The organism is Streptomyces sp. GL_148 (genome assembly GCF_057834205.1).
On sequence record NZ_CM174396.1, the window covers coordinates 4,690,709 to 4,712,749 of the forward strand.

Here is a 22,041-nt window from a genome sequence, read left to right on the forward strand (position 1 = left end):
CCTGCGAGATGCATCACTGAGCAATCGTCCGGGCGGGGCGGCTTTTTTGTTACGAGACCGGGAGTTCGGAGGCCTCCATTTCGTGGGGGGACTTCCCCCGTTGACGTATCCCCTGAAGAAGGCCCCTCTCATGACGCGACACACCCACGAACCCCGTGACCCCCGAGGAGAATCATGAAGGGCCTGCACCGGCTCGGCCGGCGTCGCCGGACATTGACGATAGGACTGTCGGCCGCGGCGCTGGTGGCCGGTGCCGTGACGCTCCTCCCCAGCTCCGCCGGAGCCGCGAACCTGGGTACGCAGGCGGCCCCGTCGGGCAGGTACTTCGGCACCGCTGTGGCCGCCGGCAGGCTCGGCGACTCGACGTACGCCGCGCTCGCGGACCGGGAGTTCAACATGATCACCCCGGAGAACGAGATGAAGTGGGACGCCATCGAACCGTCCCGCGGCAATTTCAACTTCGGCCCCGCCGACCAGATCGTCAACCGTGCGCTGGCACGCGGCCAGCGCGTGCGCGGCCACACCACGGTCTGGCACTCACAGCTCCCGTCCTGGGTCAGCTCCATCGGCGACGCGAACACGCTGCGCAGCGTGATGAACAACCACATCACCACCGAGATGACCCACTACAAGGGCAAGATCTACGCCTGGGACGTGGTCAACGAGGCGTTCGCCGACGGCTCCACCCAGCACCGCGGCTCGGTGTTCCAGAACCTGCTGGGCAACGGCTTCATCGAGGAAGCGTTCCGCACCGCCCGGGCGGCCGACCCCTCGGCCAAGCTCTGCTACAACGACTACAACATCGAGAACTGGTCGGACGCCAAGACCCAGGGCGTCTACAGCATGGTCAAGGACTTCAAGTCCCGCGGCGTACCGATCGACTGCGTCGGGTTCCAGAGCCACTTCGGCGCCGACGGCCCGCCGTCCAGCTTCCAGACCACCTTGTCCAACTTCGCCGCCCTGGGCGTCGACGTCCAGATCACCGAGCTGGACATCGCCCGGGCGTCGTCCACCCACTACGCCAACACGGTCAAGGCCTGCCTGTCCGTGTCCCGGTGCACCGGCATCACGGTATGGGGCATCCGTGACAGCGACTCCTGGCGCAGCGGCGACAGCCCCCTGCTGTTCGACAACAACGGCAAACCGAAGGCCGCGTACACCGCCGTCGTGAACGCCCTCAAGGCCGCCCCCGGTACCGGGACCGGTACCGGCGGGACCGGTACCGGGGCGATCAAGGGTGTCGCCTCCGGTCGTTGTATCGACATCAACGGCTCCACCACCGTCAACGGCACCCAGGCGCAGCTGTGGGACTGCAACGGACAGACCAACCAGCGCTGGACCCACACCTCCGGCAAGCAGCTGGTGATCTACGGCAACAAGTGCCTGGAGGCCCTGGCCAAGGGCGCCGGCAACGGCACCGCGGTGGTCATCGGGGACTGCAACGGCGGCGCCGGCCAGCAGTGGAACATCAACACCAACGGCACGATCGCCGACGTCCAGTCCGGGCTGTGCCTCGACGCCGTCGGCGCGGCCACCGCCAACCGCACCAAGATCCAGCTGTACTCCTGCTGGTCCGGCACCAACCAGAAGTGGACCGGCCTGTCCGGGACGTCGACCCCGACAACGCCCCCGCCGCCGGGCGGCACGTGCGCTCTTCCGTCGACGTACCGATGGGCGTCGACGGGTGCGTTGGCGCAGCCGGCGAACGGGTGGGGCTCGCTGAAGGACTTCACCAGCGTGGTGCACAACGGCAAGCACCTGGTCTACGCGTCGAACGCGGCGGGATCGTCGTACGGCTCGATGATGTTCAGCCCCTTCACGAACTGGCCCGACATGGCGTCGGCCGGCCAGACCGGGATGAGCCAAGCCGCGGTGGCGCCCACGCTGTTCTACTTCGCGCCCAAGAAGATCTGGGTGCTGGCGTACCAGTGGGGTTCGTGGCCCTTCATCTACCGCACGTCGAGCGACCCGACCAACCCCAACGGCTGGTCCTCGCCGCAGCCGCTGTTCACCGGCAGCATCCCCAACTCTCCCACCGGTCCGATCGACCAGACCCTGATCGCTGACGGCCAGAACATGTACCTGTTCTTCGCCGGTGACAACGGCAAGATCTACCGGGCGAGCATGCCGATCGGGAACTTCCCGGGCAGCTTCGGCTCGTCCTACACGACGATCATGAGCGACTCGGAGAGCAACCTGTTCGAGGCGCCGCAGGTCTACAAGGTGCAGGGCCAGAACCAGTACCTCATGATCGTTGAGGCGAAGGGTGCGAACGGGCGCTACTTCCGCTCGTTCACGGCCTCCAGCCTGAGCGGTTCGTGGACCCCGCAGGCCGGCAGCGAAAGCAGCCCCTTCGCGGGCAAGGCCAACAGCGGTGCCACCTGGACCAACGACATCAGCCACGGTGACCTGGTCCGCAACAACCCCGACCAGACCATGACCATCGACCCCTGCAACCTGCAATTCCTCTACCAGGGCAAGCCCCCCACCGCGAGCGGCCCCTACGACCGCCTGCCGTACCGACCGGGTCTCCTCACCCTGCAGCGCTGACCTGCCCGCTCCACACCCCTGCACGTGTGCAAGGGGGATTCAGCCGCGCTCTTCCTCCTCGGACTCCATGCGACGGATTCCCTCGTGGGTGAGGGTGACCATCGCGGGGGTGTTGCCCGGCTCCCAGTCGACGGTGATCAGCCCTTCGCCCGCCAGGTAGGTGCAGGCGGCGGCCAGATCCTGTTCGGGCACGTGGAGGTCGCGCTGCAACTGCGCTCCGGTGATGCCGAGGAGGCGGTTGCCCTCTACGGCTTCGTAGAGGACCCGGAGCACCTGATCGCGGTAGGTCTTGCGTTCGCGCAGTGTGGCCATGACCGCGTCCTCTCGTATGCGGGCGGGTGGGATCGGGGGCCTGGGCTCAGGTCTCGTCGTAGTGGGCGCCGGCGCCTACGGGGGTTCTGCTGGCGGCCAGCCAGGAGCGGGTGGGGCCGGCGGGTGTTGCCGTATCCACGGTGAGGTGCAGGCGGGTGTTGCCGTCGAGGCCGGGGTAGCTGCGCTGTTCCGCACCGGCGAAGGAGCGGCGAAGCGCCTCCGCGACCGCGCGGGCGGCTTCGGGTGTGTGCGCGATGATCCGGACCTCGGCGTGTCCGAGTGACGGCAGTATCTGGGTCTCGATGTACTTCACGCTGGCGTGTTCCCTTCGGAGTGGGCAGAGAATTCGGCGGGTGGGCGCGGGGCGCCCACCCGCTGGTCCCGGTCAGGAGGAACGCCTGTTCCTCACCGGTCGGCACCCGTGTGGTGGGCTCGACGACTGATGTCGTCCGGTTGACCGGGAGGTCGCGGCAGTGGGTCACTGAAGTGGTGGGCCGCGATCCGGGCGTCGTGCTGCGCGTTGAGCAGGTGGATCCAGCGCATGCCGATGCCGGTCGCGAGGATGATCACCGTGATGAGGGCGATGGTCTCCATGGAGCTCACCTCCAGGTGTTCCCGGGCAGCGGGAGGGCGTGTCGGCCCATCGGGTTCCCGAAGGTGGCCATGGAAGCCCCGCCTTCGTCCTCCCAGGTGGCTTCCCGGCCCCGGGCGTCCCGGATGCCGCGCCCGATGACGGTTTCGTTGGCCATCAGGACACCTGCGGTGAGGACGCTGCCCGGGATCGCGGCAGCTGCCATCAGCCGGGCCGCGGCTGCGGGCTCGGTCTCGGGCGGGATCACCAGCAGGTCCCAGCGACCGACGGTGTAGGAGAGCAGGATCAGCTTGTCCGGGTCCTGTTCGGTGAACCAGCCCACGTGCACCGTGCGCCCGTCTACGAGAACCGTGTGCGGGATGACGGGCCAGCGGGTGGCGTTCACGGTGACGCGGGTGATGCGCCCCCAGGGCTCGTCCAAGGCGGCGGCGAGAGCCGGGAGCTCGGCTTCGAGGTCACGGGAGTACGGCCACCAGGCACCGTCCAGCTGACCTGCGAGCTGACTGTTCAGCGTGAGTGACAAGCGCGCGGGGCGCGCGGGTGCACGTGTGCCTGCGGCAGCGGGGTCAAGGGTCGTGGTCATTTCGCGGACCCGTCTCCTGGCCGTTCCAGAACGGCCAGGCGCAGAGATCGCCGGAAACGACGTCCGCGTGGGAGCGGGTGTGCGAAATACTCCCGGTGTCTTCACCGTACTCCGGTTCATGGTCCCGGAAGCCGGTTCTGACCAGGTATTTTCCGGCAGCGATGGTGAGGCCGGAGACGATGCGGTCCCGCATGGTGGCCGCGCTCCGGGCTCCAGGAACGTCACGACCGAGCTGCCCGCCCCCACACTGAGTCAGCTGGCACGGTACGCCGGGTGCGGTGATCGCTGTCGACGAGCCGTGACGTCGACACCGTGTACGGCTGCAGGGCGTCAAGGCCGGCGTAAGGCGGGACGCAACAGAGCCCGGCCGGGGTGACTGTGGACCGGCCGGGCTCTGGGCGTGTGGGCGGGTGGAGCTCTGCTTCAGAGCGTCTCGTCGTGCAGGTCCTCTTCGCGCAGCAGGTCGTCCTCGCGGCGGCGCGAGGTCTCCTTCTGCCCAGGCTTCTGTCCCTGTTCGCGGGACGGCTTGCCCGGCTGGGGGTGCGCGGGGTCTCCCGGGCGATGGTGCTCCTGTGCCTCGCGGCCCTTGCTCGGCTCCTGGCGCTTGTCCTGCCTACCGTCCATGACGGCGACTCCTTGATGTGTGGGGTACGGATTCCTCTCGGATCACGCTGACACGCACAGTGATGTTCTGCACCATTTCGACGATGAAGCGAGGCGCACGGGTGACGCCCGTCCCCGGTGTGGCGGCGTCGGAAGGCGTGCCACCCCTTCAGTGCCGGGCGCGCCCCCTGCCCGGGTAGGGCGCGAAGGGCTCCGCGAACGGCGGCGAGTGGGGCTGCGTCGAGCACCGTCCGGCACCGACCGGCAGGTGGGTGCGCTCCTGCTTGAGGCGCATGGCAACTGCCGCTTTGACGGCGGAAATCCGCACCAACCCGCCTCGCGTGGGCTTGGACAACGAAGAAGGCCCAGGTCGCTGACCTGGGCCTTCTTGCAAGAGCGGATGACGGGAATCGAACCCGCGCTATAAGCTTGGGAATCTATGACGTGCGGGGCATCGATAGGGCATTTGACCTGCGGAAATGGTCTGCCGGGGGAGCTGCCGCGAGGGTCCGCCCATACCTGTATTGACCGCTGTTCGCCGCTCCGAAGGGCACGGATGGGGCATGCGTCCGTTGGCCCGGGTCGTGCGGCATGTCCCTGCCGCAATGGTTGCGTCTTACCTCCTGTTAAGGGGAGGCTTGACGCAAGGGGGTCTGAGTGGGAGGCTACTTGCGTGTCCCCTCCCAAATTTGTGAGAGGAGGCGCAAGGGGATGGTCATGGAACTGCTGTCGGTGAAAGAGGCTGCGGCCCTGCTCGGGGTGGATGATTCCCGCGTCCGTCAGTTGCTGCATGACGGAAAGCTGCAAGGGCAGCGGGTCGGTGGCCGTTGGGTGGTTGCCGGGGACAGCGTCCGGGAGCGAAAGGACCGGGGCCGTCGTTCGCGGAGACCGCTGTCGGCCCGCAATGCATGGGGCGTTCTGGCGGTGCTGGACGGCCATCAGCCGGTGGGCCTGACCGATGCAGAGAAGTCCCGGGTGAGGACGCGGTTGCGGAACCTCCTTGCCCACGGGCAACTGTCTCCAGCTCTGGTCCAGGAGCTCCTTGCCGCCCGTGCCGAGGTTCGCTCGTACCGCGTTCATTCAGGCGTACTGCCAGTTCTGCTCGCCGCTCAGGATGTGGTGCGGGGGGGAGCGAGTGCTGCGGCGCAGGCAGGGGCGGACTACATCTCCCTCGGCCGTGCGGAGATCTACGTACATCCCGACCGGGTCGGAAAGCTGGAAGCCGCATTCGGCATGGTCCGTGATGAAGAGCGGGGCAATGTCTCGGTCCGAATCCCCCCGTCGGAGATGTGGCCCTTCCTGACCTCAAGGTCTGAGGCCCCAGGGCAGGGCCATGACGTCCCCGCCTCAGTGGTGGCGGCCGACTTGCTGGACCGCCATGAGAGCCGAGCCGACGCTGCCGCAGCTGGGTTGCTCGAGTCCCTGCTGACTCGCTACGCGCAGCCTCGGAAGGTGTGATCATGGCGGCTGATCTGCCCGACGTACGACTGGAGTCGGACCTGTTCACCGGCCCGCTGGTGGAGTTGTGGGGCGTGCTGTTCGACCTTGCGGAGCAGGTGCCGGATGCCTGGTCGCTGATCGGTGGGCAGATGGTGCTCCTGCACGGCCTGGAGCACGGTCGGACCCCACCCGCGGCGAGCGCTGACCTGGATGTCCTGGCTGACGTGCAGTCGGACCAGCAGAGCTTGCGTCGTTTGGTCGCGGCGCTGGAACGGTTCGGATTCTCCCCCGCCGGTATGTCGCCGCAGGGCAACCTGTTGCACCGCTATCAGCGCGGGGTGGAGCCGCAGCGATTGGTGGTGGATCTGCTGGCGCCCGACAACCTCGGACCCCGTGCAGACCTCACAACGACGCCGCCCGGCCGCACGCTGGAGGTGCCGGGCGGTCGGCAGGCTGCGCAGAGAACCGAGGCTGTGGGTGTGCAACTGGGGCCGCGGATCGGCCGGATCCGACGCCCCAGCCTGTTGGGGGCGATCGTCGCGAAGGCTGCAGCGGTGAGCATCAAGACCGCTTCACCGGAGCGCCACTACCGCGATCTGGCGTTCTTGCTCTCGTTGCCCGCCAATCCGCTGCAACTCAGAGATCAACTCGACAAGGGTGACCGTAAGAAGCTCGCGTTCGCGAAGGCCTTGAACGATCCGCAGCATGCAGCTTGGCGTCAACTGGCCGACGAGAGTGCCCGGGCGGACGGCCAGGCCATGTTCGCGTTCTTGTCTCCGCCTGCGATGACGTGAGAACGGCCGAAGGCCCGTGACCTCGTCGCCGGCGAGGTGGTGCACAAGCGCGCAATGCAGTCGGAACCCTTGCCGCTCTGTCCTGTTGGCCGCAACGTTGCCCGGTGAGTGTTTTGTCAGTGCCTGCTGTCACTCTTTCTCCTCAACTTCACAGGAGTAGAAGGAGGAAGACGGTGGCGGGACTTCTGAATGCCTTAGTACAGGTGAGGCGCCCTGGGCGGGCCCACTTACCGGCGGTGGTGCCACCGCAGAGAGGTGAGCCCAGTGCCTCCGGGGCCGGGGCCGGTCAGCCCGACGGCGGCGGCCCGGCGGGTGAAGTGCTCCCTGCTGCCACTCAGCGCGTCTGGGTGATCGTTGAGGGGCCCGACGACCCGGATGAGACCCAGCGCGCGGTCGAGGCACTCGGATCCCAGCCGGGCTGGAAGGTACGGACCGCACAGCCGCACGACAGGTTGATGGTGACAGATGGGCGCGTTGTCCTGGTCATCGATGCCCTCGCGTACGGCCAGCGGAGGACGGCGGTTGGTGCTGTCCGCGAGCAGGCGGGCCGCCTGCTGAGGAAGCCTCCAGTCAACTTCCGGATCCGGGAGGCAAGACTCGCCCGGTACGAGGAGGAGCGGGGCACCACCCTGGTACGGGTGGTGCGGCGGACGCCGCCGGGAGCTGGGAGGTTCCGCCGCTGGCTTGGACGCCACATCGAGGCCCTCGGCGGAGCCGATACCGGCCATGTGCTGACTGTTCCGCTCGTCCCCGGGGAGGACGGTGAGCAGCTGAAGGCCAGGGTGAAGGAGCAGTGGGCGAATCTCACGCAGGGATCTGCGGTGTTCGACGACGACATCCACGACCTTCGCCTTTCCGTCGGGCCCAGACCAAGACGGGAGACAGAAGAATCATCGTCACCGAGTAATGTTCTGCGGCGCTTTGGACCCGTGACGATGGCACTGCTCGCTGTAGCCTTCCCGCTGCTGTGTGCCTGGACGATTGCGTCGTTCTCCTCCCCGTGGCGGTTTCTGGCGTTACTGGCGCCTCTCACTTCCTTCGGGCCGGTTGGCCACTGGATCACGTCGAACGAGCCAAGGCCCCGGCTAATGCGCCTCGCGTGCGGTGCGCTCGTCGTGGGCGGCTCCACCTGGGTGCTGTACCAGTGGCTGGTGCACGGCCCAGCCGGGCTCGGAGCCCAGGCCTGGGGGTTGGCCCAGGGCCTGCTGATGTTGGTGACCGCTTCCGGCTGCTGGCACGCTTTCTCCCGCTCGTGGCTGAGCCGCAATCTGCTGCTGCTTCTGCCCGTGCTCATCGCGCCGCTTCCGTTCGTGCTCCCTTGGATCGGTTCCTTCCTTCACACGGCCTATCTCGAAGATGTGTTGGGAATCCCCGAGCCTGCCGTGCACATCAGTTTCTACTGGCGCTCCTCCGTGGCACTCAAGCCGGTGGCACTGACTCTTGTGATCACACTGTTCTACGTGTCCCTCTACGGATGGGCCAAGTACTTCAACCTGCACATCTCGCAAGGCGTGATGGTGAATGGGGTGTTTCCCCTACTCGTCCTGCTCGCCGCCCTCGGGGTGGCGGAACTGACCTTGAAGGAGGTCCAGGCTGCTGCGGAACGTACATACTCGGCTGCGGTCAAGGGTGATCAGCCTCCGGGATACTTCGGTATCAACGGACGGCTGGTTTGTGTGCGACCGGTCGACCCGGCCAAACCGATTTCCGTTCAGCCGGGCCCGCTCCCGACGAGCCGGCCGGTCCTGGTATTCCCCCGGGAAGGCAGCGACCTGTGGGTGTGGGATCCCTCCCCGGCGCGTGGTCGCTTCTCTTCCGAGCATGCCGTCCGCATGCGAGCCGAGGATGTCTCCCTCTATCCGGCGACCGGCACCTCCTGCCCGTGACTCTGGCCACCACGGCGCAGCACCCGCTCCGTGGTGGTCTTGAGCCCCGCGAGGGGGAATCGCGAAGGCCCGGACCGCATCCGCTTGGTGGTCTGACGCAGGCAGTGTCATCACGAGCAGTGACGCATACCCGCAGCTTTGCTCGCTGAGGAACACCATGCCCGCCTCCAGTGCCTGGAGCTGTTCCTGGCGGAAGCGCGGAGAGGCAGCAGTAGTGGCTCTGAGCCCCGAAGACTTCGTCTGCTGGTGTGTGTTTGGCGAGCCGGAGCACCCGATCCCCCCGGTATCGGCCGCTTCATCTCCGTTAGGTCGGGATGGTTGCTCTGGCATTGGAGCCGTACGCTTCCCCGTCGTCTGTTCGCGGTGAGCTGGGTGCCCGTCGGCCGGTGTGGGCCTCAACCCAAGATCCCCCAAAGCCTCATGTATGCAGCTGACTTCGATCTTCGATCCGCGAAGAATGACCTATATCGGATTGATTCTTACCAGCAGGTGCGCTGTGTCGCTCTCTGTGGAAGGCGATTTCAGAGCAGAGTGGGACGCCCTACGAGTACGTGGCTGTTCGGTCCTGGACGTGCGAGCTACTCGCGACAACGGCGCTGTCTGGCTGCGGAGTTCTCGCTTGGCGGTAGCGACGATCAGCTGGATGGCAGTGGGGGCTCACGCCCACTATTCCCCTGCGCAGCAGTGGAGGGGACCCTCGTGGATTCGGTGTCTTGCGCGGCCTGTGAGGGCCCGCGGTCGTTGACGACGGAGTATCGGTTAGGTGTGGGGCTGGACCCTTCCAGGACCTGTCCAGAGAGTCGTCCCATGCGGATTCGGCTTCATCGCGGATTCGCTGGGATCGCAGCAATGTGGGGTTTGCCCTACAGACTCCCTTCGCAAGGCGGACGAACATGGGTCGTATGAGCCGCTACTCCCGGTGCTACACCGCCGCATGGCTGGTGATTCCGAAGTGCGGATTGTCTCTGGGTCGCTGCCACCCTGAAGGACTCTAGGTCCGGGCATGCCAGCCCTCGGATAAGGCCGCGTTGATCTACCAGCACTCTGATCACCACAGGCCCGCTCCGGTTCTGACCGCTGTTGACCGCTCCTAAGGGCACGGTTGGGGCACGCCCCCATGATGATGGCCGCGAGCGGGCCGAGTCGCCCGGAATGCCTACGAGTCGGCGCCGCGGGTCGGCGGCTGTCGCCCCCGGATGGCTTCCGCAACCGGTCAGCCGCATGGGCTCGTCGACCGGGCCATGGGGTCCCAGCCTTCTTGGTCACCGAGTCCGCGCAGCCAGAAGGCCTGGCCGGCCTCGGCCTCCACCAGAAGCTGTGCGGGTCGCCTGTCGTCAAGTGAGGCCCACCAAAAGGTGTGCTGGCGAGGGTGCGGCGGCGGTCGAGGCCGTGGATGTCCATGGCGGAGCCGCCGGGGCAGGCGAAGGCCGCCGCCTCCGCTGCCGTATCCGGTATCCGGTATCCGGTGGCTGCGGGTCGGCGGGTCGGCGGGTCGGCGGGTCGGCGGGTCGGCTCGGCCTGGACGCACCTACCGGAACCTGGTCCGTGCCAGTGCCTGTCATCCGTGGTCGGTCGTCATCCGCACTGTCAACTGCCCGTCATTACCCCTGAGGTAATCGTTTTCTCTGGCGCCCTCGAAGAAGCTCGATCCATCGAAGCGATCAAGCGATCACGAACGGGGAACGACATGAACATGCGGCGGTACACGCGCACCGGAGTGTTCGCGGCGGCCACTCTCCTGGCAGGCCTCACCATCGGTGCCGCGCCGGCCACCGCCACCGCCGAGGGCGGCGAGTGCGCCGAGGTCCGAGAGAAGGTAGACCGGCTCGAAGGGCGGATCACCCCGAACGCCTGCGCCTTCATGAAGCGGCAGATCATCTTCGGCGAGGCCCCCAGCCTCCAGACCTACCTGGACATCTTCGACGAGGAGGCCAGCCTCTGGGAGGCCGGCGGCAAGCCCCAGCGCGGCCACGAAGTGATCGGCGCGTCGATCAGCAACTCACTCCGCCTTGTGCCGGACCTCCGCTACCGCGGCACGAACGTGGTCGCCGACGGCGCCGTGATGATGTTCGGCCAGCAGAACACGGTCACCCTCAAGGGCCGCAAGGTCAGCTACCCGCAGATCGCCCGCAACGTCCTCGGCGATGACGGCAAGACCATCCAGGCCCGTCGCTACTACGACCGCTACGAGCTATTCCAGGTCTTGCCCGAGTCTCAGCGGCCCCGCCCCCTCTTCGCCGGCATCGCCGACCCGGCCGGCCCCGGCCCGCGCGGAGCGGCCCCCGACCGGTTCCACGCCCAGGAAATCCCCGCCCGCCTCGCCGCCTGGAACAGCGGGGACGCTGCCGCGCTGGCCGCCCGTACCGGCAACGCCAAGCTGGCCGGGCCCGGCCTGGATCGGTCGCTGACCACCCAGGAGGGCAAGACCGCCTACCTGCAGCGGCTGTTCGAGAACGCCGACGTCGAGTTCAAGGCCGGCCAGGTCGCATTCGGCCGCACCACCACCTACATCGAGTGGCATGGCACGATGACCGACCCCAACGGCACCGATCCCAACGGCATCGACCCCAACGGCACCGACGCCAAGGGCACCGACATCCCCTTCGGGATCGTCGAGCGCATTGGCCCGAAGGGCGAGTGGGAGCTCTACTTCGACACCCTGCCGGTGATCGCGGACGAGGACGAGATCCGCGGCCTGTTCAAGGCGCTCGCGAGCTAGGTGCGGTCGTGCACCGGCCGCTCCCTGAGCTGGCCTCCGGCCCGCCGGAACAACTGCGGTTCAGTGTGAACGAAGGACGCCGGTGGTGGGTCATGACGAACACCGGGGAGTGCAATGGCGGCTCATCACCCTCGGCATGTTCACCGCTCTGAAGGCACGGATGGGGCACGCCCCCCGGGCGGTCGGCTGGAGTGTCACTCGGGTAGCCCTCGCCCGGACGCTGGTCTGCGCGCCGGGAGGCTGCGCTGTCCAGGTCGTCGAGGCGTGCTGACCTCGCTGCCCAGCACGGTGGTGAGGAAGGCGAGCAGGGCGGGGTCCTGCGGGCCGAGTCGTAGGACGGCGGGAGGTACCAGTCGGAGAGGCCCGGTCCGCCCGGTCGGTTCCGGCCGGCCAGCAGCGACTCGGCGAGCAATCTGGAGCGCCATCAGGGCAGTTATGGCACGCGGGCCGGGAGAGGTCCAGACAACGAAGAAGGCCCAGGTCGTTGACCTGGGCCTTCTTGGAAGAGCGGATGACGGGAATCGAACCCGCGCTATAAGCTTGGGAATCTACGGCGCGGAATGCATCCGTATGGCCTTGACCTGCGTAAACAGGGGCGATCAGGCCCCTTCCTGAGCCCTTGCTTAAACCGGTTCTGACCGCTGTTGACCCTCACTAAGGGCACGGTTGGGGCACGGCCTTCGCGTTGGCGCCCCACAGGGGCCGCGAGTCGTCCGGATCGCCTACGAGTTGCCGTCGCTGACAGGCCGCCGAGCATGGGGATTGCGCTCGCAAGCGTCAGGCGGACGAGGTGGGGGTGATCTCCGCGATCCCCTACCGCGAGGCCAGCAGACCGGCATCTGCGCGGGGGCGGCGGCCCATGTCGACGAGGCCGCACCCGCCATGGAGACGGTCGCCGACCGTGTGGCAGCTCTGCGGTCGGCACTGCGCGGTCGGCCGACGACCGCCGCAGCCCGACCTTGACCCCTCGCCTGCCGTGGGCACCCCAGGTCAGGCTGCAGAGCTCCCTGTCGAAACCTCACCGAGCCGGGACTACAGGGCCCTGTACGGGTGCGGGCGCGGCCGGATCGGCACCCGTACAGCTCGTGGACGGGGTTGGTTCAGTCGGCACTCGGGCGCCACGTACTTGCCTGCCGTGAAGCAGTACTCGCTCCCCACAGCCAGACCAGCAGCGCCATGGCACCGGCACCGCCGACGACGCCGAGCAACAGCGGCCATGAGACTTCGAAGAACTCGTTCCGGTGGGTGCCCGAGGTGAGCGGTGACGCGAGCCATACATGCGTGAGGAGGCCCAGCAGCGCGGCCGTGACGAGCGGAATGAAGAGGGAGAAGAATGCCGCGCTGAAGTAAATGGTCCGGCTGCCCGTGAGGACGCTCAGTGCGGTGATGCGGCGGGCGAAGCGCATGAACTCCGCGAGGTTTCCGACGGTGATGGAGATCGCGACGACCACGACGCCGAAGGCACCGAAGAGCAGCAGCCACAGGCTCTTCCTGGCGAGATCCTTCGACCCGCCCAGCCACTCACCACCGATGGTGCCGACATGCGGGGCCAGGCCGAGGTGGGAGTTGGCGGCCTGTTTCACCGCAGGGATGGGGAGGTCCTTGCCATCGGTACTCACCAGGAGCATCGACTGCCCGACCGGTACCTCCGCGGCACGGACGGAGAAGCCGTTGACTCCGCCCAGCCAGTTGGACATCTCCTGAATACGGATGTCGTGGCCAGGGTCGCGGGGGTTGATCGTTGTGCCGGCGTCCGAGCACGGGAGGGACAGCTTCTGGAGGGTCTCGCAACGCCCCGTGACCTCCAAGGTCCCCTTCCTGTGGTCGGCGCTCACACGGAGGTCCCCTACCCGGTCGGGCAGGGCATTGAGGAAGGACTTCGTCGAGGTGACCCCCTCGGGTATCCCGACGAGCAGCACGCTGCTGCCGATGCGAGCCTCGGTCTGCTCGGCGAGCACTGCGGGTCCTGCCGTGCGGGCGTACCACAGCTGGGTCTGGCCGATCACAACGAAGGCGATCACCACCCCGGCGGTGAGCCGTGCTACGGCTCCGGGCCAGGCCATCATCCAACGGCCCGCCAGAAGCGCGCCGGAGCGTCCCGTCCGGCGGCCCGCTCGGGCGAGGCCGCGCCCGGCAACCGCCGTGAGCAGGGCGATGACCGAGGGCAGAGTGGCCAAGGTCCCCATGAGCCCGACAACGTAGATCGTCTGACGGATCATCGGACTGCTGGTCCACTCGGGCCCGCGGATCGCGATCAGGATCATGACGGGGAAGAGGTACGGCCACCAGCGCGGCAGCCGTGAGGATGCCTGACGTGGCCTCGTCTCGTGACCACGTCCGCGCTGCGGCGGATGCAGCAGTACCACGGCGAGCAGCACGAGGAGGCCCCCGAGGACCGGTGCGAGCAGGAGCGCCGACCCTGCATGCCGGGCGTCGACGGCGGCGAGGGTGAAGTCGACGATCGGCAGGGTGATGTCCGTGCTCATCGCGGTGATGTTCGCCACCGCGGCGATGAGCACACCGATCGTGGTGGGCAGCAAGGCCTCGCCGACGTTGAGAGCGGCCCGGGCCCGTTGGCCACCGCCGAGCGCAGTCAGCAGCGCCGTGCGCTGGTCGCGCGCGTCGGAACCGGTGCGGGCCGCAGCCACGGCGAGGGCCCCGGAGGGCAGCGCGGCCATCAAGAGCAGGACATTGAGGATCATGAAGATCGGCTCGGGGGCGGTGGCGTCACCGAGGGGGAAGGGACCAGTGCCACCGTAGCCGGAGATCGGTTGCATCTGGCCGGCAACCGCCATGCCTGCGGCCGGGCGGGCGTACGCCAGCAGTTCCCCCGGAGAGGTGAGGCCCGAGGCGCCGATGACTCCTACAACGGTTCCGTACCGGCTGTCGATCTCGTCTGAGGTACCCGCTTTGCTGAGCGCCTCCGACATGACCACTTCGCCGGGCCCGGGCCACTGGGAGAGTCCGGGGGGAAGCGGCGAGTCCTCAGTAACGGGCTCGATGTACACCACGGAGAACGGAATGCGGCCGGAGAGCTCGTCTGTCTGCTCGCTCCACAGCCCCCTGGTTTCCGGGGCTGTGGCGGACTGCGTGAACACAGGACCGCGAGCCTCTGCCCGGGTGTCCCGGCCGTCGTACGAGGCGAAGGCGAGGACCGCTGCTGTGGCTGTGATGCTCAGTGCGAGAGCGGCGCACGCGAGGGCGACGGCACGGATGTTGCTACCGGAACGCCGTGCGGCGGAGCCGATGCGTATGAGCTGCCACCACACGGCGGCGCCGCTGCGCACCGGCGTCATGACGCGGTCCGTTCGACCAGGACACCGTCGGCCAGCTGCCAGGTCCGGTCCGCCCGCGCGGCCACTTGGGGGTCGTGGGTCACGGTCAGCAACGCGCAGTTCCGTTGCTCGGGCAGGGAGAACAGCATGTCGGCGACGCTCTCCCGGTTCGCCTCGTCGAGGGCCCCGGTGGGTTCGTCGGCGAGCAGGAGTGACGGCTTGTTGATGAGAGCGCGGGCGACGGCGGTGCGCTGGCGCTCGCCGCCCGAGAGGGAGGCAGTGGGGGTATCGGACACCGGCACGCCGAGTTCGTCGAGCAGTGCTGCCGCCTCGTCATAGGCGGTTCGTCGCGAGGTTCCGGAGAGCAGGGCCGCGAGGGCGACGTTCTCCAGCGGACTCAGCTCAGGCAGCAGCTCACCGAACTGGAAGACGACACCGATCGCCGTACGCCGGTGCTCAGCAAGTCCGCGACGGCTGAGCCGGGTGAGGTCGGTGCCCGCGACCCGGACGATCCCCTCCGCCTTGACGAGTCCCAGCGCGCACGAGAGCAGGGTGCTCTTTCCGCTGCCGCTGGGGCCCATGACGGCGGCGGATTCGCCGGCCAACAGGGTCAGGTCGAGGCCGTCGAAAAGGACACGGTCGCCGATCGAGTAGTGCAGCGACCGGAGTTCGAGTGCCGTGCTGTTCGCTGCGCGCCCGTCAGTACGCTGTGCCTGACTGATTGTTGGTTCCATACTTCCCTCGCTGAAATGAAAAAGGGGTCACTGCCGAGTAGTGAATCTGGCAGCGACCCCATTCATGTTTCACATGGCCCGGCGGTGGTCAGACCCGCCGAACTCGGGCTTAGCGGCTGGACGCCCAGCTGCCGCAGCTGTCCGGCGACCACTCGATGCTCTGGCAGGCGCGGAGCTTCCAGATAGTGCTGCCCGAGCCACTGTAGACCGTGGTGCCGTTACCGCTCTTGTTGTGCAGGGTGCGCATGGTGTTGTCAACGGAACGGTAGTACTCCGTGTAAACGGTGCGCCCGTCGGCGCGGGTGTCCTTGATCGCCACGCTGGTGTTGGTGCCGTAGCTGTAGGCGTGGGCCTGCTGGTAGGTGCCCCAGGAGTACGAGTTCAGATCTGCCGCCATAGCAGGGGTCGCCCCCAGCAGGGTCGCAGCCCCGAGCAGGAGTACCGCACCTCGTATTGCCGTCTTGCGCTGCATTTACTTCCCCACAGATTTCGCTGGTCTCCGCTGCTATGTCCACAGCGGCTGGCAGTCGGAGAGTGGGCCCGCCCTCCAACCGGCGCAGGGGGAAGCAAAAACTCACGCGCCCCCCGGTGCGGTCACAGATAACCACAGATGAACTTCCCGATGAAATCCCTATTCCTGTGAGAGGGTTTAGATGTCTGGGGTTTCATGCCAGGAATCTTTCAACTCCATTAGGCAGCCCACCCGTTGGAGTAGTGTGGTCATCCCTAGGAGCCGTCGCCGCCGGAGCATGTAATTCCGTTTATGGGGGCAATTTCTTCATGGATGGTCCCTTAGTCCAAATCGCACCTAACCTGTCGATCCGAAACGCTTTGAGTTCAAGCTCGTTTATGGTGTGTGAGTGGTCTTGTGGGGGCGGTGCGGGCCCGGGTCGTCACCCTTCCCGGAAACTGATCGGGCGAGGTGACGTACCGGCACTTCGGCGGGGACATCGAGTCCCAGGTGACGTTCCGTGCGACCGGAGACCGGCAGGAGCCCTTGGAGAGGTACTTCGTGGGCAACCACTCCGACGGCTGGCCCGAGGACATCGCGTTCGCGATCAACGCCGGTCGCGCCGAGCACATGCAGTAGACCACCCGGGCAACGCGTTGGACCGTCGCGTGCTCCAGCAGTCCGTCAGCCAGTTAGGCGAGCTGCTCGATCGCGAAGCTCCTCGGCTTCCGGGACGCTGCTGTACCGGCGCAGGCGGACTCGCATGTCCTGGAGGGCGGCCTGAACCTTCACGGAGCGGATGCCGTCGGCGCAGTCGAGGAACTCGCGCCAGGTGGCCATGGCCCCGTCCACGTCGCCCTGCCGCAGGCGTACGCCGCCGAGGTCGGCGAGGACGATGGCCCGGGTGCGGCGGCGGTCGAGGCCGTGGATGTCCAGGGCGAGGTGGAGGTGCTCTTCGGCGGCGTCGAGGTCGCCGAGGCGGGAGAGAATCATGCCGGACACGTGGGCCCAGCGGCCGGGGGAGTAGTGCGCTGCCCAGGAGTCTCCGCCTGCGGCTGCCGGCTTGCCGATGGCGGTCTCGGACATGGCGAGGTGCTTGGTCGCCATGCGGCGGTCGTCGTCCTGGGCGGCGGCGTTGGCGAGGGTGGCCTCGTAGTAGGCGACGGCGCGCGGGTTGTCGAGGTGCCGGCCGTAGTCCAGGCACGCTTCGCCGAGCTGGACGGCCTCGGCCCGGTAGCCGAGGTCGACGCACTGCACGGCGAGCCCTCGCAGGGCCGTGGCGGACAGCTCCGGGTCTCCGGCCTCGGCGGCCAGGCGGAAGGAGTGCGCGTAGTAGCCCTGGGCGAGCCCGCGCAGTTCGGGGGTGTCGCCTTCGTCCTGTGTCATCCAGCCGGCGAGGTGGACGAGCTGGGAGGTCGCGGCGAACAGCTCGCGGCCGGTGGCCTCGGTGAAGCGGCCCTCCAGCCAGGGCGCGACGTCCTGCGTCAGGTACCGGACGGCCAGGTGGCGGGCGTGGCCGCCGCCGAGCTCGGAGGCCGAGTCACCCAAGGCCTTCACCATGTGGCGTACGGCTGCCACCTCGCCCCGGCCTACCCGGACAGCGCCTGGGGGAGCGGTCGTGGTCCGGCGGGTGATGCTGTCCATGTCGGGCAGTCCGAGGGCGGACGGGGCGTATCCGCTGGACGCGAGGATGAAGTTCCTGCGGTCCACGTCGCTCCTTCCCAGGTGTAGGACTGATGCAACGGTATCGGCGTGGAGTGCCACCGGCACGGCCTCTGGAAGGTTGATCGCTTCCGGGTTCAGGGCCAACACCTGGGCGATGTACGGCCACCAGTGATCCGGTGTCCGCTCCCCTTCTATCCAGCGGCGTGCGTGCTGGCACTGGAGGCGGCGCGGGTTCCCGCTCTCCGCAAGGCCGAGAGCGCGCGCCAACTCGGAGGGCCCCCAGCTCCGTTCCTGGCACGCCTGCTTGATCAGATCCGCGACGACCGGGTTCTTCGGCACCCCGTCACCCTCCCCGCCTGGATTACGCGGGATTACGCAGGACTACATCCTGGGCTCTGTCCCCAGGCTGTGGATCGCCGTTGACTGAACATCACCCCTTGGATCTCCGATTGGCTCGAACAGGGCCTGCTCAGGGCCTGTTGGCGCCTGCCCGGACGCGTGAGAGGAACCACCGGTGACGACGACCGAACAGGACCCCAGAACCCGCACGACGACCCCGATCGTCCCGGGCCTCGCCCTCCTAGACAAGGACCCCCGTTACGACCGCCGGACCGGGAACGCGGCCCTGTCCGTCGAGGTCTGCTTCCTCGACGGGACGAAGACCACCGCGACGCTGGACATGGACCCCGGACGGGTCCTGCTGCTGAGCCTCCAGCTGGAGAGGGCCATCGCCTTGCGCGCGGAGGATCCGAAGGCGGCGTCCGCGTGAGCCGGCCCGCTTTACCCGACCTGCTCCGAACTGCCCTGACCTGGGTGTGGGCGCTCGGTACGGCCGCCGGGCTCGCCATGCTCGGCCTGCTCGCACAGGGCGAGCTGCCCCCGGAACTGAACACCGGCCGCCGCGTCGAGGGCGACACCAAGTCTGCGGCGGGCGTCCGCACCATCCACCTACCGCCCTTCCTCTACATGGAGGTCAAGCGGCACCTGGACTGGTTCGCGGAGAAGGGGCCCGACGGCCTGCTGTTCGTGGGGGAGAAGGGAGCACCGTTCCGGCGCACGTCCTTCGGTCGGAAGTGGGCCAAGGCCCGAGCGAAGGTCGGCCTCCCGAAGGACTTCCGCTTCTACGACCTGCGCCACACGGGACACACCCTGTCGACGCAGTCGGGGGCCACGCTGAAGGACACGATGGTCCGCGCCGGCCAGTCCTCGGAGAAGGCCGCGATGATCTACCAGCACTCCGACGACGAACGTCAGCAGGAGGTCGCCGGTGGCATCGACGCGCGGGTTCGCGTGGCCAGGCAAGGGGCGATCACCAAGGCACAGCTACAACGGGAAGCCTGAGCGGACGGACCGGGGCAAGGGCCGCACGATTCGCACGTGGTGGCACGGCGGCTCACGGCCGCAGTTGGGTGGCCGCGTCGCGGGCGGCGTCGATGGCTCCGGCGCGGACGGCCTCGCGGTCGTCGTCGCTGCGGGCGTACGTGAGGGTGATCAGCATGTTGCTGCGGCGGAAGACGGCCTGCGCGGTGATGTTCTTGCCGGGGTCCGTCGGCCCGAAGCGGAGGAAGGCCTCCTCGCCGAGCCCGGGCAGGTCCTCCTGGGCGCCTTTCTCCCAGCCGCGTTCCTTGCCGCTGTGCTGTTCGCGGTAGTTCTCGCGGGCCACCTCGACCGTGAGTCGTGATGCGCGCAGGTGGACGTTGGCCCGGTACACGCCCTTCTCCCGAGGGGCGGCCCAGGTGCACGACCCCAGGTCCTCGCGCCCGCCGTAGGCGGTCGGCAGCAGCCGGTGGATGGCCTCGGGGGCGACGAGTTCGCAGTAGTGGGGATTGCGGGTGAACTCGCCGGCCTGGCGGCGCTCCCACCAGCGCCACGACGTGACCGAGGCGCTGACTACGACGATCAGCAGGACCGCCGCTATCAGAGGGCGACGGGGAAGATTGGGGGGTGTGGTCACGGCCGCAGCATAGGTGCGGCGAACTGCGCCGAGGGCCGGCACCCGCCGTGGGTGCCGGCCCTCGGTGTGTGCGAAACCAGAGGATCAGGCGTCGCCGTCGTGGGCGGCGCCGACCAGTTCCTCCAGGAGGTCCTCCATCGTGACGAAGCCGATCACCGTGCCGGTGTCCGTGGCGACGGCCGCCAGGTGGGTGCCGGCATCGCGCATCGCGGTCATGGTGTCGTCGAGCGGGGTGTCGAGGGCGACCGTGATGACGGGGCGCATCGCGCTGCGCGGGAAGGGGGCGGAGCGGTCGCCTGCGGCGAGTGCGTCTTTGATGTGGAGGTAGCCCCAGATCTCTTGGGTCTCCGGACCGATGACGGGGAGTCGGGAGTAGCCGTGGTCGGCCGCTGTCCGTTCCAGGCGTCGGGGGGTGATGTCGCAGGGGACGGTGACCACCTTGTCGAGGGGGACCATCACCTCGCCGACCGGGCGGGTGCCCAGTTCCAGGGCGTCCCGGAGCCGTTCGCCGCCCTCGGGGGCGAGGAAGCCCGCGGCGCTGGAGTCCTTGACGAGGCGGGCGGGTTCCTCGTCGGTGAAAACGGAGCCGACCTCGTCTTTCGGCTCCACCTTCAGGAGCCGCAGCAGGGTGTTGGCGAAGGCGTTGATGCCGAAGACGAACGGCCGCAGCGCCCTGGTGAGGGCGACCAGCGGCGGCCCCAACAGCAGCGCGGTCGGCGCAGGGGCGGCAAGCGCGATGTTCTTGGGGATCATCTCGCCGACCAGCATGTGCAGGTACGTCGCCAGGGTGAGCGCGATGACGAACGCGATCGGGTGGATCAGCCCCTCGGGCACCCCGATGGAGTGGAACGGAGGCTCCAGCAGGTGCTCGATGGCCGGCTCGGCGACCGCGCCCAGCACCAGGGAGGAGCCGGTGATGCCGAGCTGGGCGGTGGCCATCATCGCCGAGAGGTGCTCAAGAGCCCAGTCGAGCACGGACAGCTCCCAGCCGTCCAGCTCCACGGTGTCGCCCTCGACCGGGATGCGCTCCAGGCGGGTCGCGATGAGCCCGGCGAGGGTCTCGTACGGGCCTTCGGGCGCGGTCAGTCCGAGTTCCTCCAGCTCGTCGACGCGGACGCTGCCGTCGGCCTCCCAGACCCTGCGGCCGTCCAGTTCGGGGCCTTCGAGGAGGTCGGGGGCTTCGAAGGGGTCGTGCTCGTCGCGGACCGAGCCGACGACCTCCTCGACGACGTCCTCGACGGTGGCGACACCGGCGGTGCCGCCGTACTCGTCGATGATCACGGCCATGGTGTGGGCCTTGCGCAGCCTGCCGAGGAGGATGTCGACCGGCAGCGAATGCGGCGCCATCAGCGCGGAACTCATCAGGTCGCCGACGCTCGTCACCAGCCGGTCGTCCTCGTCGAGGTCGAGGACGTCGCGGATGTGGATGGTGCCGACGACGTCGTCGAGGGTGTCGCGGTAGACCGGGAAGCGGGACAGGCCCGTGGCCAGCGTCAGGTTCGCGGCATCGGCCGTGGTCGCGTGGAGCTCCAGGGCCTGGACGTCGACGCGCGGGGTCATGACGTTCTCGGCGGTCAGCTCGGCCAGGTGCAGAGTACGGACGAACAGCTCGGCGGAGTCCGCCTCGATCGCACCGGCGCGGGCGGAGTGCCGGGCGAGCGCCACGAGCTCCTCCGGCGTACGGGCGGAGGCCAGCTCCTCGGCGGGCTCCAGGCCGAAGCGCCGTACGAGCCGGTTAGCGGTGTTGTTCAGGTGCCGGATCAGCGGGCCGAACGCGGCGGTGAACGCGCGCTGCGGACCGGCGACGACCTTGGCCACGGCCAGCGGCCGGGAGATCGCCCAGTTCTTCGTCACCAGCTCACCGACCACCATCAGGACGACGGTGGAGATAGCTACGCCCAAGAGGGTGGCGGTGGTAGACACCGCGCCCGCCGGAAGGCCGATGGCCTGGAGCGGCCGCGCAGCAGCGCGGACACGGACGGCTCGGCCAGCATGCCGATCACCAGCGAGGTCACCGTGATGCCCAGCTGGGCACCGGACAGCTGGAAGGTGAGGCGCTTCGCGGCCTTCAGCGCGCCCTCGGCACCTCGCTCACCGGCAGCGGCGGCGCGCTCAAGCTCGCTGCGCTCGACGGTGGTGAGAGAGAACTCGGCGGCGACGAACACCGCGCACGCCAGCGTCAGGACCAGCGCGAGAAGGAGCAGCAGGATCTCGGTCACCGTGCCACCCCCGCTCCCGGCTCGAACATCTGCGGGCAGGACGTGGCACGGCTCGGACTAGGAGGTTCACCCATTGCGGGTCTGCCGCTCCTTCTTTCGCTCGGCGGTACCGTCTCCGGTCCGCGGATGGTTATGGGGAGTGTCCCCGATCTCATCGTAAAGGGTAGGCAAAGTCCCCGGCGGGGCGGGAGGAATTCCCCCGAGGCGGCCGGTGAGGTTGAGGACGGCTACTCGGCTACCGGCTTCGGCCACGAGAGGGATACG

The 22,041-nt window shown here is 68.1% G+C and carries 19 protein-coding genes and 4 pseudogenes; 9 read left to right on the plus strand and 14 right to left on the minus strand.

Going from position 1 to position 22,041, the window contains the following annotated elements; genetic code table 11:
• Nucleotides 1-174 precede the first annotated feature (174 nt).
• On the plus strand, nt 175-2,550 hold the full coding sequence (locus tag AC3IYI_RS21690; RefSeq protein WP_489405343.1) for a non-reducing end alpha-L-arabinofuranosidase family hydrolase: 2,376 nt from the start codon (nt 175-177) through the stop codon (nt 2,548-2,550).
• Nucleotides 2,551-2,589: 39 nt separating this feature from the next.
• Here the strand turns inward: AC3IYI_RS21690 and AC3IYI_RS21695 are convergent, their stop codons facing one another.
• The 6 genes from AC3IYI_RS21695 to AC3IYI_RS21720 form a co-directional block, all read right to left on the minus strand.
• Nucleotides 2,590-2,862 carry a hypothetical protein gene (locus AC3IYI_RS21695; RefSeq protein ID WP_489405344.1) on the minus strand — a complete coding sequence of 91 codons (273 nt, stop codon included), beginning with the start codon at nt 2,860-2,862 and terminating at the stop codon, nt 2,590-2,592.
• Nucleotides 2,863-2,908: 46 nt separating this feature from the next.
• Nucleotides 2,909-3,175, minus strand: a complete 267-nt coding sequence (locus tag AC3IYI_RS21700) for a hypothetical protein (protein WP_489405345.1) — start codon at nt 3,173-3,175, stop codon at nt 2,909-2,911.
• Nucleotides 3,176-3,267: 92 nt separating this feature from the next.
• Complete coding sequence (locus tag AC3IYI_RS21705; RefSeq protein WP_489405346.1) at nt 3,268-3,456, minus strand: hypothetical protein; 189 nt, start codon at nt 3,454-3,456, stop codon at nt 3,268-3,270.
• Between the two features lie 5 nt (nt 3,457-3,461).
• Entirely contained in the window at nt 3,462-4,037 is a 576-nt protein-coding gene (locus AC3IYI_RS21710) for a DUF5994 family protein (protein ID WP_489405347.1), read from the minus strand.
• On the minus strand, nt 4,021-4,230 hold the full coding sequence (locus tag AC3IYI_RS21715) for a hypothetical protein (protein ID WP_489405348.1): 210 nt from the start codon (nt 4,228-4,230) through the stop codon (nt 4,021-4,023). Before AC3IYI_RS21715 ends, AC3IYI_RS21710 begins: the two co-directional genes overlap by 17 nt.
• A 230-nt stretch (nt 4,231-4,460) precedes the next feature.
• Nucleotides 4,461-4,661 (minus strand): hypothetical protein, encoded by a 201-nt coding sequence (locus tag AC3IYI_RS21720; protein WP_489405349.1) that lies wholly within the window; start codon nt 4,659-4,661, stop codon nt 4,461-4,463.
• A 696-nt stretch (nt 4,662-5,357) separates the two neighbouring features.
• Between AC3IYI_RS21720 and AC3IYI_RS21725 the strand changes: the two genes are divergently transcribed.
• The 5 genes and pseudogenes from AC3IYI_RS21725 to AC3IYI_RS21745 all read left to right on the plus strand — a co-directional run bounded on the left by AC3IYI_RS21725 (nt 5,358) and on the right by AC3IYI_RS21745 (nt 11,479).
• Nucleotides 5,358-6,098, plus strand: coding sequence for a helix-turn-helix domain-containing protein (locus tag AC3IYI_RS21725; protein WP_489405350.1), 741 nt, complete (start codon nt 5,358-5,360; stop codon nt 6,096-6,098).
• A 2-nt stretch (nt 6,099-6,100) separates the two neighbouring features.
• A complete protein-coding gene (locus AC3IYI_RS21730; protein ID WP_489405351.1) occupies nt 6,101-6,874 on the plus strand; it encodes a hypothetical protein in 774 nt (257 codons plus the stop codon).
• 347 nt (nt 6,875-7,221) lie between these two features.
• Nucleotides 7,222-8,760 (plus strand): hypothetical protein, encoded by a 1,539-nt coding sequence (locus AC3IYI_RS21735; protein WP_489405352.1) that lies wholly within the window; start codon nt 7,222-7,224, stop codon nt 8,758-8,760.
• Nucleotides 8,761-9,735: 975 nt separating this feature from the next.
• A pseudogene (locus AC3IYI_RS21740) lies at nt 9,736-9,854 on the plus strand (integrase); the annotation flags it as partial.
• 593 nt (nt 9,855-10,447) lie between these two features.
• Nucleotides 10,448-11,479, plus strand: a complete 1,032-nt coding sequence (locus AC3IYI_RS21745; protein ID WP_489405353.1) for a nuclear transport factor 2-like protein — start codon at nt 10,448-10,450, stop codon at nt 11,477-11,479.
• A 58-nt stretch (nt 11,480-11,537) separates the two neighbouring features.
• Here AC3IYI_RS21745 and AC3IYI_RS21750 read toward each other — a convergent pair.
• From AC3IYI_RS21750 to AC3IYI_RS21765, 4 genes and pseudogenes are all read right to left on the minus strand, one after another.
• Nucleotides 11,538-11,609: pseudogene (locus AC3IYI_RS21750) on the minus strand (dihydrofolate reductase family protein); the annotation flags it as partial.
• A 970-nt stretch (nt 11,610-12,579) separates the two neighbouring features.
• Nucleotides 12,580-14,775 carry a hypothetical protein gene (locus tag AC3IYI_RS21755; protein ID WP_489405354.1) on the minus strand — a complete coding sequence of 732 codons (2,196 nt, stop codon included), beginning with the start codon at nt 14,773-14,775 and terminating at the stop codon, nt 12,580-12,582.
• Nucleotides 14,772-15,488 (minus strand): ABC transporter ATP-binding protein, encoded by a 717-nt coding sequence (locus tag AC3IYI_RS21760; RefSeq protein ID WP_489405355.1) that lies wholly within the window; start codon nt 15,486-15,488, stop codon nt 14,772-14,774. The genes AC3IYI_RS21755 and AC3IYI_RS21760 overlap by 4 nt, the downstream gene beginning before the upstream one ends.
• Before the next feature lie 109 nt (nt 15,489-15,597).
• Nucleotides 15,598-15,885, minus strand: a complete 288-nt coding sequence (locus AC3IYI_RS21765; protein ID WP_489405356.1) for a hypothetical protein — start codon at nt 15,883-15,885, stop codon at nt 15,598-15,600.
• 525 nt (nt 15,886-16,410) lie between these two features.
• On the opposite strand from AC3IYI_RS21765, the gene AC3IYI_RS21770 reads away from it, so the two are divergent.
• Complete coding sequence (locus tag AC3IYI_RS21770; protein WP_489405357.1) at nt 16,411-16,578, plus strand: hypothetical protein; 168 nt, start codon at nt 16,411-16,413, stop codon at nt 16,576-16,578.
• Nucleotides 16,579-16,623: 45 nt separating this feature from the next.
• Here the strand turns inward: AC3IYI_RS21770 and AC3IYI_RS21775 are convergent, their stop codons facing one another.
• On the minus strand, nt 16,624-17,871 hold the full coding sequence (locus tag AC3IYI_RS21775; protein ID WP_489411608.1) for an NsdA family TPR-like regulatory protein: 1,248 nt from the start codon (nt 17,869-17,871) through the stop codon (nt 16,624-16,626).
• Between the two features lie 247 nt (nt 17,872-18,118).
• Between AC3IYI_RS21775 and AC3IYI_RS21780 the strand changes: the two genes are divergently transcribed.
• Nucleotides 18,119-18,373, plus strand: coding sequence for a hypothetical protein (locus tag AC3IYI_RS21780; protein WP_489405358.1), 255 nt, complete (start codon nt 18,119-18,121; stop codon nt 18,371-18,373).
• A gap of 110 nt (nt 18,374-18,483) precedes the next feature.
• Nucleotides 18,484-18,945, plus strand: a pseudogene (locus AC3IYI_RS21785) (tyrosine-type recombinase/integrase); the annotation flags it as partial.
• A gap of 52 nt (nt 18,946-18,997) precedes the next feature.
• Here AC3IYI_RS21785 and AC3IYI_RS21790 read toward each other — a convergent pair.
• From AC3IYI_RS21790 to AC3IYI_RS21800, 3 genes and pseudogenes are all read right to left on the minus strand, one after another.
• Nucleotides 18,998-19,558, minus strand: a complete 561-nt coding sequence (locus tag AC3IYI_RS21790) for a hypothetical protein (RefSeq protein ID WP_489405359.1) — start codon at nt 19,556-19,558, stop codon at nt 18,998-19,000.
• Between the two features lie 84 nt (nt 19,559-19,642).
• On the minus strand, nt 19,643-20,014 hold the full coding sequence (locus AC3IYI_RS21795) for a CBS domain-containing protein (protein WP_489411609.1): 372 nt from the start codon (nt 20,012-20,014) through the stop codon (nt 19,643-19,645).
• 123 nt (nt 20,015-20,137) lie between these two features.
• Nucleotides 20,138-21,777: pseudogene (locus AC3IYI_RS21800) on the minus strand (hemolysin family protein); the annotation flags it as partial.
• Between the last annotated feature and the right edge of the window lie 264 nt (nt 21,778-22,041).